At 59.4% G+C, this 13,725-nt stretch carries 12 protein-coding genes; 8 read left to right on the forward strand and 4 right to left on the reverse strand.

Features of this window, described 5'->3' with window-relative positions; all coding sequences use genetic code 11:
• Nucleotides 1-73: 73 nt before the first annotated feature.
• Entirely contained in the window at nt 74-1,453 is a 1,380-nt protein-coding gene (locus tag SBL51_RS16535; RefSeq protein WP_317932200.1) for an HD-GYP domain-containing protein, read from the forward strand.
• 113 nt (nt 1,454-1,566) lie between these two features.
• Here the strand turns inward: SBL51_RS16535 and SBL51_RS16540 are convergent, their stop codons facing one another.
• Together SBL51_RS16540 and SBL51_RS16545 are read right to left on the reverse strand one after the other, a co-directional pair.
• On the reverse strand, nt 1,567-2,637 hold the full coding sequence (locus SBL51_RS16540) for an acyltransferase (RefSeq protein WP_317932201.1): 1,071 nt from the start codon (nt 2,635-2,637) through the stop codon (nt 1,567-1,569).
• A 223-nt stretch (nt 2,638-2,860) separates the two neighbouring features.
• Complete coding sequence (locus SBL51_RS16545; protein ID WP_317932202.1) at nt 2,861-3,796, reverse strand: helix-turn-helix domain-containing protein; 936 nt, start codon at nt 3,794-3,796, stop codon at nt 2,861-2,863.
• A 132-nt stretch (nt 3,797-3,928) separates the two neighbouring features.
• Here SBL51_RS16545 and SBL51_RS16550 point away from each other — a divergent pair, with 132 nt between their 5' ends.
• The 4 genes from SBL51_RS16550 to SBL51_RS16565 all read left to right on the forward strand — a co-directional run bounded on the left by SBL51_RS16550 (nt 3,929) and on the right by SBL51_RS16565 (nt 8,088).
• Nucleotides 3,929-4,339, forward strand: a complete 411-nt coding sequence (locus SBL51_RS16550; RefSeq protein ID WP_317932203.1) for a rhodanese-like domain-containing protein — start codon at nt 3,929-3,931, stop codon at nt 4,337-4,339.
• 105 nt (nt 4,340-4,444) lie between these two features.
• Nucleotides 4,445-6,712 (forward strand): hypothetical protein, encoded by a 2,268-nt coding sequence (locus tag SBL51_RS16555; RefSeq protein ID WP_317932204.1) that lies wholly within the window; start codon nt 4,445-4,447, stop codon nt 6,710-6,712.
• Nucleotides 6,713-6,880: 168 nt separating this feature from the next.
• Nucleotides 6,881-7,786 (forward strand): lactate/malate family dehydrogenase, encoded by a 906-nt coding sequence (locus SBL51_RS16560; protein WP_317932205.1) that lies wholly within the window; start codon nt 6,881-6,883, stop codon nt 7,784-7,786.
• Between the two features lie 95 nt (nt 7,787-7,881).
• The gene (locus SBL51_RS16565) at nt 7,882-8,088 is read left to right on the forward strand and encodes a hypothetical protein (protein ID WP_317932206.1); all 207 of its coding nucleotides are present in this window, start codon (nt 7,882-7,884) and stop codon (nt 8,086-8,088) included.
• Between the two features lie 433 nt (nt 8,089-8,521).
• On the opposite strand, the gene stpA is transcribed toward SBL51_RS16565, so the two are convergent.
• Together stpA and SBL51_RS16575 are read right to left on the reverse strand one after the other, a co-directional pair.
• Entirely contained in the window at nt 8,522-9,769 is a 1,248-nt protein-coding gene (gene stpA / locus SBL51_RS16570) for a glucosylglycerol 3-phosphatase (protein ID WP_317932207.1), read from the reverse strand.
• Nucleotides 9,770-9,995: 226 nt separating this feature from the next.
• Nucleotides 9,996-10,286, reverse strand: a complete 291-nt coding sequence (locus SBL51_RS16575; protein WP_317932208.1) for a DUF6156 family protein — start codon at nt 10,284-10,286, stop codon at nt 9,996-9,998.
• A 145-nt stretch (nt 10,287-10,431) separates the two neighbouring features.
• Here SBL51_RS16575 and SBL51_RS16580 point away from each other — a divergent pair, with 145 nt between their 5' ends.
• The 3 genes from SBL51_RS16580 to eutC all read left to right on the forward strand — a co-directional run bounded on the left by SBL51_RS16580 (nt 10,432) and on the right by eutC (nt 13,528).
• Nucleotides 10,432-11,184: an enoyl-CoA hydratase/isomerase family protein gene (locus tag SBL51_RS16580; RefSeq protein ID WP_317932209.1), complete on the forward strand. Its 753-nt coding sequence runs from the start codon at nt 10,432-10,434 to the stop codon at nt 11,182-11,184.
• Between the two features lie 101 nt (nt 11,185-11,285).
• The gene (locus tag SBL51_RS16585; RefSeq protein ID WP_317932210.1) at nt 11,286-12,692 is read left to right on the forward strand and encodes an ethanolamine ammonia-lyase subunit EutB; all 1,407 of its coding nucleotides are present in this window, start codon (nt 11,286-11,288) and stop codon (nt 12,690-12,692) included.
• Nucleotides 12,692-13,528 (forward strand): ethanolamine ammonia-lyase subunit EutC, encoded by an 837-nt coding sequence (gene eutC, locus SBL51_RS16590; protein ID WP_317932211.1) that lies wholly within the window; start codon nt 12,692-12,694, stop codon nt 13,526-13,528. The genes SBL51_RS16585 and eutC overlap by 1 nt, the downstream gene beginning before the upstream one ends.
• Nucleotides 13,529-13,725 lie beyond the last annotated feature (197 nt).

Below are 13,725 nucleotides of genomic sequence, written 5' to 3' on the forward strand. Positions count from 1 at the left end.
CCCCTTTTAAATTGTGGGCGGGCGGTGTAACCAACACCAGAGCCTGGATCATAGCCATAGTGCAGGTGACGCGTTGGGCGTAAAACAGGTAAAAATTGACGTAAACGAACTGGTCGTGGGGATGTTTATCTCCGGCCTCGATCGTCCATGGAGTCAAACACCGTTTCCGCTGCAAGGTTTTTATGTCCGCGACATGGACGAGATTCGCGAGCTGAAGGCGCACTGCCGTCACGTCTATATCGACGCCGTTAAAGGCCGCAGCCCGGTGGCGACCCGGCTAAAAACACTGGATGAGAAATCAACAGCTATCAGCCCCATCCGGCGGCCGGCGGCGAGGGCAAGCAAAAGCGAGCGCTTCAAGCAGAACGTCAGCCCCCTTAAAATCCGCCGCAACGCCTATGGTCCGGTGACCCAAACCCTAAGGGCTGAAATCAGCAATGCCCGCCAGCTGCACTCCCGCGTCTACTACGCCGTAACCGAGGTGATGTCGCAAATTGGTAGTGGCCACTCGGTTCCCCTCGCCGAAACCAAGCAGTTCGCCAGTGATATGGTCGATAGCGTGGTGCGCAACCCGGATGCTTTCACCTGGCTTACCCGCGTTAGAGAGACCGACGAACACACCTACGCCCACGCCGTGCGCTCGGCGGTTTGGGCGATTATTTTTGGCCGCCATATCGGCCTCTCCATCTCTGACTTGAACACCCTGGCCATGGGCGTTCTGTTTAAAGATGTGGGTAAAACCAAGCTCAACAAAAACCTGCTCATCAAATTACAGCTCACCAATGAAGAGGTGCGCGAGTACGAAAAATTTGTCGAGTACGGTGTCGAGATTCTGCGCAAAACCCCAAACGTCGAGCCGCGTACCATCAGTGTGGTGAAAACCCACTGTGAGCGCGTCAACGGCAGTGGCTTCCCGCAGCACTTGAGTGGCGACAAGATCCCCCTGCTCGGCAAAATTGCCGGTATCGTCACCTTCTACGACAGCACCATCAACGCCCGCGGCCAAAGCCAACCCCTGGCGCCTTCCCGAGCGGTTGCCAAGCTCTATGAAATGCGCGATGTCGAGTTTCAGGAGGAGCTGGTGGTGGAGTTTATTCGCGCCATCGGACTCTACCCCACCGGTACCCTGGTGGAGCTATCCAACGGAGAAATTGCTGTGGTGGTGGAGCAAAACTTCTCCCGCCGCCTGAAACCGAAAGTGATGGTGGTGATGGATGCCATGCGCCACACACTTAACAAGCCTTATCTATTGGATCTGGCTGAGGTGGAACAGAAGCACGCCAAACTGATTGAATCTTCCCGCAAAATGATCGATACCGATGTGGTGGAGATAGCCCGCGACCTGGAGCCTGGAAAATTTGATGTCGACATCGCCCAAATTCGCGACGATTACCTCTTTAGCCAAATTGGCAAAACCAAAAAGAGTTTCTTCTCTTTCTTTCGCAAGCACTAGGTTTTCGCAAGCACCTGGCCAAGCCGGATAAGTAACCTTAAGCCTCTCCAATTCGTTTCCCCACTGCCTTAACCCTACCTGGGCACCGTTACGCCCAGGCAGCGTTTGTGCGGTTAATAACCGATCATCATCCGGCTCTGTTTCGGTAGCAGGCGTTTGAGAATCAAGGCGGCCACCACGCTCATGGTCAGCGCGCCGATAACCAGCAAAATGTAGGTAAACCAGCTGTTAAGGCCAAGCAGCGGGGTTAGTCGGCTATCGAAGGCAACCGCTTTGTTGACCACTTTGAGCAGAAATATCAGGGCAAATTCGTGCAGGAAATAGATGGCAAAGCTGGTCGAGGCAATCACCTCCAGTAGTGGGTTGTGGCGCTGCTCGAAGCGGTGCAGCCACACCATAAAAAAGAGACACAGCACCACCTTCTGGCAGAACATTAAATCAACCCCGGCCCAGGCCAGCGGTGCCTTGTGGTAATTGCCAAAGTGGCCGGTGTAGCTCTCCAGGCAGGAGAGGCCAATGGCCAATGCCAGAATGAAAAGCTCCTTGCCACACAGCTTCTGGTAAATAAATTCGCGATGAATCGAGCAGAGAATGCCAAACAGATAGACCGGCGTGTAATAGAGCAGGCTTTGAAAAACCGGCAGTGGGTTATTCAAGGCGGGTCGATGCATAAACATGCTCACCAGCCCTAAGCTGATGGCAATCAGCAACTGTGTGGAAGTTTTCTGGTCGATAATTTTTTTGTGCAGCGGCGCGCACAAAAAGAGCAACACCACGAACGGGATATACCAGTAGGAGATGGGGTAGTTGCCACTTAAATAGAGTTTGATCCCGGGGACAATATACTCCTGAAAAAAACCATCGCCGGTGGGTTTAAAAAAGACCCCATAGTTGCCTTTGATTAGACGGCTGATAATGACCGGGGTGCTCAAAATTAAATAGGGCAGCAGAATATAACGGGCTTTTACCCGCAGAAAAGCGCTGTATGTGAAGCGCGAGTAATACACCTGATAAAAGAGAAACCCGGAAATAAATACAAACAAGGTGGTGCCACCATTAATAAAATTGATGATCGCACTTTCCAGAAAATGGTCCGGGTCGGGGCGGATGTATAGGTGAACATGCCAGACCACAATAAAAAAGATGGCAATGGCTCGATAGTAAACAAAGGAATTTAATTTCATCGGGTATACGGCTGGTGGGCCTTGACTGGCCGGTTCTGTGGACTTCCCTGTAAGCCGTATTAAACGCTTACTGGCATTGGCTGGTTAATGCAGTGCCGGAGTATAAAACGGGCCTATCTATAAAGCTATTGGCCTGGCTTTAACGCCGCCAGCGCCGGGATAAGTGGTCGCCTAGGCTGAACTCCCAGGCTGAACTCCCAGGTTGGAAAGAAATTAAAACCCGTTAAGCGGGGGTAAATTGCTGGCGATATTGCGAAGGGTTAATACCGAGGCTCTGTTTAAAGTGGTGGCGCATATTCAGAGCGCTGCCAAAACCACTCTCTGTTGCCACCTGCTCCAGGCTAAGCCCGCTCTCCGTCAACAGCTGCTGTGCCCGATGCACGCGCTGCTGCACCAACCACTGGTTGGCCGACTGGTTGTAAGCCTGTTTGAATTTGCGATCAAAACTGCGGCGCGACATGGCCGCACGCCCGGCCAGATTGTCAACGCTGATCGGTTCATGCAGATGGCCGATGGCCCAATCCAGCGTGTCGGCGAATTTGGTATCGAACTTGGGTAGCGGCGCCTCCACAAACTGGCTCTGGCCACCGCGGCGATGGGGCGACACCACCAATCGTTTAGCGACCTGGTTGGCGACCTTGTGGCCAAAGTCGTTGCGAATTACCGCCAGGCCCAGGTCGAGGGCAGCGGCGCTACCGGCGGAACAGCCCAGATTATCGGCGTAGGTGTAGAGTACATTGGGCTGAAAATGGACCTTGGGAAAGCGCGCCTGGAACGCTTCGGCGTAGCGCCAGTGCGTGGTGGCCGGGCGGCCGTCGAGCAGGCCGGTTTGGGCCAATAGAAAAGCACCAGAGCAGAAGCTGAGCAGACGGCCGCCAGCTTCGGCGAAGCGCCGCAGTTGTGCGATCAGTTGCGGGTTGTTGGGCGCCTGCACACTCCAACTGGGAATCACCAGAGTGTGGTAGCCGGCGAGCGATGTAATGGGTATGGCGCTCACTGCCACGCCACCGGTGTAGGTTAACGGCTCACTGTGGAAGCTGACCACTTGTGTCTGGTACCAGGGGTCCAGTTCTGGCCGGGGCAAGGCAAACAGCTCCACCGCACAACCCAGTTCAAACAGGGCGCCGGGCTCTGCCGCGAGAATGGCGACTTTATGCATGGCTTCTCCTCAAACCCGCTTCCACTCAAATTGGCTTGATATTATCGATTAATGGTATTTAAGCCAATGGGCGGGAGTACCGGTTCAGGCCATACTGCGCTCCATTCGATCATGCCAAACAGGAGCGTAGTAATGTCGTCCATGGTTACCCGGCCCGAAGCGGCCCAGCCAGCCGAGGCGTTGGCCCACTTTCAACAACTGCTGCGCTTTGAAACCGACTGTTGGGATGTGCACCATGCCATCAGCCAGGGGCGGCAGGATTTCGTGCTGCTGGATGTGCGCGGCGAAGCGCTGTTTGCCGCCGGCCATATTGCCGGTGCTATCAATCTGCCCCACGCCCGCATCAATGCAGAAGCGCTGGCCGCGCTACCGGAGACCGGCCTGTTTGTTGTCTATTGCGCCGGCCCGCACTGCAACGCCACCGAAAAGGCCGCCATCAAAATCGCCGGCCTGGGGCAGCCGGTAAAGAAGATGATTGGTGGTGTGGTGGGTTGGCTGCACGAGGGCTTTGCCCTGCAGGGTGAAGAGATGGAGCCCGAATAAATAGGCGTAATTGTCTAAAAATAGGCAGTGGCTTTAATGGCGGTGGCAGGTGGCCAGCGTGAGTTAAAAGACTTAGCATTGGCGGATTCCTGGGGGAGAAAAATAATGAACGCCAGCCAATCCAAGGGTTCTGCACCCGCCCTGCAGCAACTCGCCGCCGCCATCGTCGCCACCGGATTTACCGCCATAATTCTCATCTTCGGGGTGCTGTTAATCAGTGCCGTCGAGCAGATTCACGACATTCTGTTACAGGTCGACCGCAGTGATGCCATTGGCCCCCGCGTCGGCTTTGTCTTGGCCGGCATCTGGTTTTCATTGATGTGCTGGTGGTCTGCCCGGTTTGTATTTGATGCCATGGCCAATCTGACAGGCGAGCCGGGCAAGCCGCCCCTGGCCACTAATCTGCTGCAGGTAGTGCCGCCGGCTGAGGGGATCTCCAGTGGCTCGGCGCGCTGGTTGCCGAGGGTCTATGCCCTGGTGTTGCCGCTGGTGGTGTTTATCTACTGTCTGCGAGAAGCTCTCTGGCTGCTGCTGGTGCTCGATCTGCTGGTGGTGGCACCGGTGGCCTTACTGCTGGTCAAACGCCGGCAGTTGCTGGTGCGCCTGAAAAAACAGGCGGTATTTGGTGCCAATCGAATGCCGGCGCTGCTGGTGCAGCCGGCTTTCTGGACCAGCCTGGCGATGGCGCTCAATGGCGCGGTGGCGGTCTGGGCACTGGCCAGCCCCTTTCAGCTGGGCGCGCTTTTCGGAGCCTATTTTGTCGTCTTTTGGGGGTTGGGCAGTATTCTCTTTACCCTCACCTTTCTGGTCTGCTGGGCTTTGCCGGCCCTGCTGAATTGGCTCTTGGCAGGCTGGCTTCGTCAACACCCCAGTTGGCGAAAAACCTGCAACTGGCTTATCAATCCGCCACACCCGGTGTTAGTAGTGGTGTTGGTGGTGGCGATTGCCATCTCGTTCATTACCAACACCGATAACCATCTGGTACGGCGCGAGGCGGTCACCCGTGCCGACGACTACGCCTTTGCCAGCTTTGATGCCGCCTGGGGGCAGTTTCAAGAACAGCTGTTGCAGCAGGGGCTCTCAACCCAGGCGGGTAGCAGCCGAAAATACCCGGTCTTTTTTGTCGCCAGCCAAGGCGGTGGCTTGCGGGCGGCCTACTGGTCGGCACGTGGGTTGGCCGAAATGGAAGCCGCCATCCCCGGTATCAGCCACAATATTTTTACCCTGGCGGGTGTCTCCGGCGGCAGTGTCGGCAACAGTTTTTACGCCGCCAGTCTGTTTGAACAAAGCGGGGCTCTGGCGGAGTCCTGCGCGGCGCTGGCGGTGGATCGCCAGGCGACCTGTCGCATTGGCCATGCCGTGGGCCAGGATTACCTGTCGCCGGTATTGACCTCGTTCCTCTACAACGACCTCTTGTACCGTTTTCTGCCGGTGGCCAGCTGGAATTTCCTGGCACGGGACCGGGCGGCGGTGTTGGAACAATCCTGGGAGCAGGGCTTCCGCGCTGTTTACGACAGCGGCGCCATGGCGGGGTTTTTTCAGGGGCTCTATCGCCAGCAAGATCAGTGGCGGCCACTGGTGTTAAGTATGGGTTCCCACCAGGAGAGTGGCACCCGCCTGATCACCGCCCCCTTTCCGGTAGAGCCGGAGATCTTTACCAATCAGTACGACACCTATCAGTTAATGGGCTGCAGCGATGGCCGCCACCTGAGTTGTGACATGCGCCTTTCGACCGCAGCACTCACCTCGGCCCGCTTTCCCTACGTGACGCCGGCGGGCACCTTGGCCATGAAAAAATCGTGGTCCGAGAAGGACCATATTATCGATGGTGGCTATGTGGAAAATTATGGTCTGCTGGCCACCCGGGCGATAATCGATTATCTGCGCGCGCAGGGAAAATTAACCCTGGCGGGGGAGGAGGGGGCCATTGAGTTGGTGCCGGTGATTATCATCTTTGCCAACGATATGGCGCTGGAGTTAAAAGCCTTTAACCCGGAGCGCAGCGCCCCCTACTTAAACACCGGCAGCATGATTTTTAATGAGCTGACCAACCCCCTGCAGGGCCTGGCTGCCACCCGGGTGGGGCGCTCGGTACAGAGCCTGACCGAGACCATCGCCCTGCAACAGAGTGGTACTGAGCAGAGCCATCTGTTTGATTTTTACTACCAGGCCGATGCCACCGCCGCTGCGCCTTTGCTGTTAAAAGATGTGGCGCTGTTCAGGCTGCAGGCGGATGCCAACCCGGTGCGAGTGCCGCTCGGCTGGTGGCTTTCCAGTGAGAGCCAGGCCTATATGGCGAAGCAGTATACCACCCCTGGAACCGAGGCCTACCAGGTGATTGCCAAACTGCACCAGCAGTTGCTGGGTGAGTAGCGGGTCAAAGCCCCGCTTGGGGGCGGCGGAGCGTGCTGGCTGCCTAAAGCCTTAGTTGGCCTGGCACTGTTTATGCGTCTCGCTCACCGGCACTGGTGGCCCCTCGAACGGGCGGCTAAGTGATTAACCAATACCGGCCAGTGGCCATGGGCATTTGGAGGGTGGCGTATGAAGGTGACCGTCGTTGGTTTAGGCAAGGTTGGTTCCAGCCTGGCGTTTATTTTGGCGATCAGCAATTTTGTGCAGGAGCTGGTGTTGGTGGGCCGCAGCCGGGAGTCGGTGATGGGCGATGTGCTCGATCTGCGCCACGGCCAGCTGTTTGTGGATAACCCCACCAAGATTATCGCCGGCCTACCGGACGATACCGCCGACTCCGATATCATCGCCATCTGCGCCTCGGCACCCACGCCGACGGGCATGGAGAGCCGCCTGCAGTTGGCGCCGGTCAATGTCGCGTTGATGCGCCAGCTGTTACCGCCGTTGGCCGAGCGCTCACCCAACGCCAAAATCGTGATGGTCTCCAACCCGGTGGATGTACTGGTTTACTACGCCCTGGAGATTACCGGCTTTCGCCCGGGCCAGATTATGGGTACCGGCACCCTGGTGGACTCTGCCCGTTTTCGCCAGCTGCTGGCCGATGAGATCCATATTCATATGGAGGATATTCGCGCCTATATTCTGGGCGAGCATGGCGATAGCCAGTTCCCGGCCATGAGTTGTGCCGATGCCGGCGGCGAACCGGTGGACCCAACCCCGGCCCGCTACGCCCTGGCGGAGCAGGCCTGTAAAGCCGGGTATGAGGTCTACAACTACAAGGGCCACACCAACTACGCCATCGCTCTGGCGGCGGCACAGATTATTGAGTGCATCGCCCTGGACTCCAAGCGCACCCTGCCTGTCAGCCTGAAGGTGAACGGATTCCTGGGGGTGGATGATGTCTGTTTAAGCCTGCCGGCGGTGGTGGGTAAAAACGGCATAGAGCGGGTGCTGCACCCGTCGCTCAATGAGCAGGAGCAGCAGGCCTTCCTGCACAGTGCCCAGGTGGTGCGCGAGGTGATTGCCGCCTGCCGTTGAGATTAAAAAATTGACCGGCATTAGCCGTGGCCACAACTTGTTTAGCGGGGCGCTTTTTCTGGATGATACGGCCACCGCCTTAACAGCGACTGCTCATGACCCTGTGCACCCCCTCATCGATTAACGCCTATGCCCGCCAGGTCGCCCTGGTCTGTCTGGTTGCCGCCTTACTGTTCACCGCTGTGCTGCCCAACGGGGCCCGCGCCGATGGCCAGGTCTGCCCAGACGCGTTCAACGCCCCTGTGTCGCCCTGGTGCTGGGCGGTAGCGGTGCCCGCGGTGGCGCCCACATTGGTGGGCTGAAAGTGTTGCTGGAGCAGCGGATTCCGGTCGGCCACCAGCATTGGCACCTTTGTCTGCGGCCGCTACGCCTCGGGCAAAAGTGCCGAGGAGATAAACCTGCTGTTCCAGGCGGCCGACTGGGCTGCCGGCGACAAAGATGGCCTAAGTCGCAGCGAAATTCCCAACCGCCTGAAGCGGCAGCTGGACGCCTACCCCATCCACAGCTAGGAGCTGGCGGAGAACGATTTTGGGGCGTTGAGTCTACCGCTCTATTTGGGTTTTTCGGTGGAGGCGGGTAACGCCTGGCAAACCAAGGATGAGGTCAGCTACAGCGACCTGATCAACAGTGGCAGCCTGTTTATCGGTTGGAACAGCCCATCGGCCCCGCCTACTTTGCCTATGGCGCCTCCGACAACGGTGCCGAGAGCCGCTATCTCTTTCTGGGGGCCACCTTCTAGCGTTTAGCCGGTTCCGCCAGGGCGCAGAAAAACGGCACATACTCGCGGTGGCCGCCGGTAAAGATAAAGTTGAGGGTGAGCGGGTCATTCGGGTCGGTGATGCCGGCCAGGGTCTGCCAGCGGCGCTCGTCGGCCAGCCACGCCGGGTCGATATTGGGCCGGTCGAGTTCGCCGCCGCTGCTGTCGACCAGGCAGACGGCGTTATCCATTGCGAACTCTTCACCCAGGGACTGAACCAACTGCAGAAAGCCGCGGTCGCTGCCGCCGCGCAGGCCGCTGTTGGCATCGGTGGCGAGCGAGGTGACGGTGTCACCGACGCCGATAATTCTGGGCATCAGTTGTGGATCAAAGGCCGACCTGGCCAGGGCCATTAACTGCTGCTGGTCGCGCGGCGCCTGGCGGGCGTTGAACTCGGGCCCCAGTGGGTAGTGGCCGCTGGTCTGGGCGTAGTAGTGGTTCAAAATCACCAGCACACCCACCTCCTTGATTGCGCCTTGCAGCATGAATTGGAAGTCGGTGGTACCCGGCTGCCCGGCACTGGCCCACATCAGCCGCTCGCCCTCTGGCCCGCGCCCCAGGTTGGGAGCGTAGTGGCAGAAGAATGAGTCGGCCAGCCCCGCCGCGGCGGCCTCGGCCTGGAGCTCCGCCAACAGCTGTTGCAGTAGCTGTTGCAGGGCCCGCTGCCGCTGCCAGTCGTCGTTAAACCAGGGCCGAAAACCGTTGATGTTGACTGTGGGCGAGGCGGGGTTATCGAGGATGGTGACCGCCAGCGCTGCGTCGATGGCATCACCGCTAAGGCCAAAGGGGGGCTCGCTCAAGGGCCCGGAGAGTGCCTGCCGCAGCCGCTCGGGTACCGCCGCCAGAAAATCGATCTCCGCCTGGCTCACTCCCGGGTGGCTGACCTCGCCAAAGCGGTTCTGCCACTGCACGCCGCCGGCGGCCAGCCCTGGCAGATAGAGCCCCTCACGGCGGGCTTGTTCGGCATCGCCCAGGGTGCGCTCGACAATGGGGTTCACCCCGCGGCTGCCGATGTGCTCGCCATTGGTGAGCACGTAAAAGTTCTGCTCCAGCTTCTGCGCGGCCTCCAGGTAGTGGCGCTCCAACCGGCGGGTGAGAGGGTCGCGTACCAGCGCCATGCAGACGCCGTCGAGGTCTTGAATCATCAGCCAGGGACGGCCGCTGTGGAGCCCGGTTAACAGGGTTTTGTGGTCGGTGCTGAATATCTGCTTAGCCAGAAAAACCAAAAGAGAGTGCCTTTTTGTGCCGCCAAAAAGTTAGAGATAGGGGCGGTAGGGGGTGATATCAATCGGGATTGCCCGAAAACCTCTGCCGACTGGGGCAGAGATTGCGGCGAAATTGAGCGGGCGCAGGGGCGCTATTGGCGGGAATGGCTTGTTTAGCCTGGCCAGTAAAGCAGGCCAGTAAAGCAGGCCGGCAAAGCCTACGGGAACACCTTGTGGGTCAGTGCCTTTAGCGAATGGGGCGGCCGTTGTCGTCGAATTGCAGGTGCTCAACGTCGCCATCTTCATTGGTGATTTCGGCGCACTCTAAAACACCGCTGTCGCGATAGCGGTAGCGGTGGTCGAGATCGACCTCGCCGTAGACAATCCGTTGGCAGTGCACCAGGCGGTCCTGTTCGTCGTAGGTACCGACAAAGTAGGTATTGCGGTTATGCTGGGCCTCGCTGTCGATCTCGCCCACCAGTTTCAGGGGCAGGGCGACACCGGTATAGCTGGTGTACATGCGGGTGGATTGGGACATGGCGCTAAATACCAGAGTGCTGTGTGTTACCAAATAGCAGCGTGAGCGGTGGCTGCCGCGAAAGAAAGGCCATTCTAAATGTGTGGTTTAATATGGCAAGCAAAAACCCTGCGCCAGTTGGTCAAAATAAGAGTGGAGATTCACCATGCCAACAACCCCATCGGTACTCTGTGAGCTGGACAACGGCCTCTGCCGCCTCACCCTCAACCGGCCGGAGAAGTTGAACGCCCTCACTTTGGGTATGTTTCAGGAGATCAACGAGTACCTCGACGGTCTCGACTACAGCGCTGTCGGCTGCCTGCTGCTGAGTGGTGCCGGCCGCTCCTTTTGCGCCGGCCACGACCTCGACAGCCTGGCCGCGGGTGAGGAGGCGGGCCATGCCGAGCGGTTTGAGAACGGTCTGGTCGAGCGCCTGGCCAATCTGCCGTTTCCAGTGGTGGCCAGTGTCCGCGGCCACTGTTATACCGGTGGCCTGGAGTTGGTGCTGGCGGCGGACCTGATTATCGCCGCCGACAACGCCAAGTTCGCCGATACCCACGCCAAGTTTGACCTGGTACCTATCTGGGGGCTAACCCAGCGACTGCCCCGGCGGGTGGGCATGGCCAAAGCGCGGGAGATGATGTTTGCCTCGCGCACCTACAGTGGTGCGCAGGCAGAGGCGATGGGGCTGGCCAACCAGTCAGTGCCCGAGGCTGAGCTGGATGAGGCCGTGGTGGCTCTGTGCCGGGATATTCTGGCCAACAGCCGCCGCTCCAACCGCGCCATTAAGAAGCTGCTGCACGATACCGACGGCTTGAATCTCGCCGCCGGCAACGCCTGGGAACTGCACCACAGCGAGGGCCACGGCCCCGGCTTTGCCGAGGTGATCCGCGCCAAGCGCGCCCAGCAAAAATCGTGAGTGGCACAGCCGGCAGCGATTGCCGCCGGCACACTGTTTGCCTTTGTCTCTGTTTCTGCCGCTGGCAGTGATTAAACCCGCAACCCACAGAGAAGCGCTTCATGGCCGCCTACCACTTTACCCTGGGCGATAAACGCTACCGCTTTCACAGCCTGGCCGAGCTGATGGCCAAGGCGACACCACTGCGCTCCGGTGATCAACTGGCCGGGGTCGCCGCCGCCACCGCCGAGGAGCGGGTGGTGGCGCAGATGGCACTGGCGGAACTGCCGCTGGCCACCTTCCTTAACGACCTGCTGATCCCCTACGAGCAGGATGAAGTCACCCGCCTGATCATCGACGAACACAACGCCTCCGCCTTTGCCGCCATCGCCCATCTGACGGTGGGGGACTTTCGCAACTGGCTGTTGAGTGAGGCGGCCAGCAGCGAGGTGCTGGCGGCAGTGGCGCCGGGTATTACCCCCGAGATGGCGGCGGCGGTGAGCAAGCTGATGCGCAATCAGGATCTGATTCTGGTGGCGAAAAAGTGCCGGGTAGTGACCGCCTTCCGCTCCACCATCGGCCTGCCCGGGCGCTTCGCCACCCGCCTGCAACCCAATCACCCCACCGACGACAGCACCGGCATTGCCGCCTCCATTCTGGATGGCCTGCTCTATGGCAACGGCGACGCGGTGATCGGCATCAACCCGGCCACCGACAATGTGCGCCAGTGCAAGCAGCTGCTGCAGATGCTGAACGACGTCATCGAAACCTACGCCATTCCCACTCAATCCTGTGTGCTCACGCACGTTACCAACACCCTGGAGGCGATGGCGCAGGGGGCGCCGGTGGACCTGGTGTTTCAGTCCATAGGCGGCACCGAGGCCACCAACCGCAGCTTTGGTATCGACCTGGCGCTGCTGGCCGAGGCTGAGGCTGCCGCCCTGGCGCTTAAGCGCGGGACCGTCGGGCAGAATGTGATGTATTTTGAGACTGGCCAGGGCAGTGCCCTCTCGGCCAATGGCCACCACGGCCTCGACCAACAAACCTGCGAGGCCCGCGCCTACGCGGTGGCGCGCAAGTTCAAGCCGCTGCTGGTTAATACCGTGGTTGGTTTTATCGGGCCGGAGTACCTGTTCGATGGCAAGCAGATCACCCGCGCCGGGCTCGAGGATCACTTCTGCGGCAAGTTGCTGGGGCTGCCGATGGGGGTGGATGTCTGCTACACCAACCACGCCCAGGCCGACCAGAACGATATGGATAACCTGCTGACGCTGCTGGCGGTGGCGGGCTGCAATTTCATTATGGGTATCCCCGGCTCCGACGACATTATGCTCAACTACCAGACCACCTCCTTCCACGATGCCCTCTACGTACGCGAGGTGCTGGGCCTGCAACCGGCGCCGGAATTCGCCGAATGGCTGGAGCGCCAGGGTATCTTTGCCGAGGGCGGCACCCACCTGGCCAAGGGGCTGCCCGGCGCTTTTGCCCAGGCGCTCAACCATATTCCAAAACCCGACGAGGCCCACTAATGGCGGATCAGGATCAACCCCCGGTCATCAATAACCCCTGGAGCAAACTGCGCGCCTTTACCGCCGCCCGCATCGCTTTGGGGCGGGCCGGCAGCAGCCTGCCCACCGAGCCACTGTTGGCCTTTCAGCTGGCCCACGCTCAGGCGCAGGATGCGGTGCACCTGCCACTGAATGTGGCGCAACTGGCGGCCGAGCTGGCGTCGCTCGGCTGGGGTGAGGCCATCGCGCTGCACAGCCAGGCCCAGGACCGGCGCCACTATCTGCAACGGCCGGACCTCGGCCGGCGCCTGGAGCAAGCCTCTTCTGCCAGGCTGCGGGCACAGGTGGGTGTTGACCAGGATGCATCGGCCAGGCCAGAGGTCGATCTGGCCATCGCTGTGGTCGATGGTCTCTCCTCGCTGGCGGTGCAGAGCAACACCCTGCCGTTTTTACAGGCACTTAAGGGCTGCCTGGCGGCCGACGCTCAGCCCTGGTCACTGGCGCCGCTGACCATTGTCGAGCAGGGGCGGGTAGCCATAGGTGATGAGATCGGCGAACTACTCAATGCCCGGGCAGTGGTGGTGCTGGTGGGTGAACGGCCGGGGTTGAGTTCTCCCGACAGCCTGGGCCTCTACTACACCTGGCGCCCCCGGCCGGGTCGCACCGATGCCGAGCGCAACTGCATCTCCAATATTCGCCCCCAGGGGCTGAGCTACCAAGAGGCGGCCAACCGCCTGCGTTACCTGCTGAACGAGTCCTGCCGCCTGCAACTCTCCGGCGTCAACCTGAAAGACCGTAGTGATGATCAGGTTATAGAGCACCAGGGTGGAGCAAAAAACTTTCTCCTGCCTCAGTAACGGCACTTTTTTCGTCGCCAGGCCAGTCAGCATCTCCAGAAAAACCAAATTGAACCGGTTAAAAAGGCGGAAATTGCCTTTATAAGCGGCTATTTGGCTCAATTCGGCCTTTTTCTTATGAATTTTTTGTGACGGCGGGGGCTATCCGCCTTGGTGCATAAGGCTTAGCTAATTCGGGGCACAAAACTTGCTCAAGG

The organism is Halioxenophilus sp. WMMB6 (genome assembly GCF_033283405.1).
In the GTDB taxonomy this organism is placed as follows: domain Bacteria; phylum Pseudomonadota; class Gammaproteobacteria; order Pseudomonadales; family Cellvibrionaceae; genus Halioxenophilus.

Bases quoted from the DNA above. Each gene is read 5' to 3' on its own strand.
- SBL51_RS16540 (WP_317932201.1), bottom strand. From the start codon at position 2,637: ATGAAATTAAATTCCTTTGTTTACTATCGAGCCATTGCCATCTTTTTT.
- SBL51_RS16545 (WP_317932202.1), bottom strand. From the start codon at position 3,796: ATGCATAAAGTCGCCATTCTCGCGGCAGAGCCCGGCGCCCTGTTTGAA.
- SBL51_RS16550 (WP_317932203.1), top strand. From the start codon at position 3,929: ATGTCGTCCATGGTTACCCGGCCCGAAGCGGCCCAGCCAGCCGAGGCG.
- SBL51_RS16555 (WP_317932204.1), top strand. From the start codon at position 4,445: ATGAACGCCAGCCAATCCAAGGGTTCTGCACCCGCCCTGCAGCAACTC.
- SBL51_RS16560 (WP_317932205.1), top strand. From the start codon at position 6,881: ATGAAGGTGACCGTCGTTGGTTTAGGCAAGGTTGGTTCCAGCCTGGCG.
- SBL51_RS16565 (WP_317932206.1), top strand. From the start codon at position 7,882: ATGACCCTGTGCACCCCCTCATCGATTAACGCCTATGCCCGCCAGGTC.
- SBL51_RS16575 (WP_317932208.1), bottom strand. From the start codon at position 10,286: ATGTCCCAATCCACCCGCATGTACACCAGCTATACCGGTGTCGCCCTG.
- SBL51_RS16580 (WP_317932209.1), top strand. From the start codon at position 10,432: ATGCCAACAACCCCATCGGTACTCTGTGAGCTGGACAACGGCCTCTGC.
- SBL51_RS16585 (WP_317932210.1), top strand. From the start codon at position 11,286: ATGGCCGCCTACCACTTTACCCTGGGCGATAAACGCTACCGCTTTCAC.
- eutC (WP_317932211.1), top strand. From the start codon at position 12,692: ATGGCGGATCAGGATCAACCCCCGGTCATCAATAACCCCTGGAGCAAA.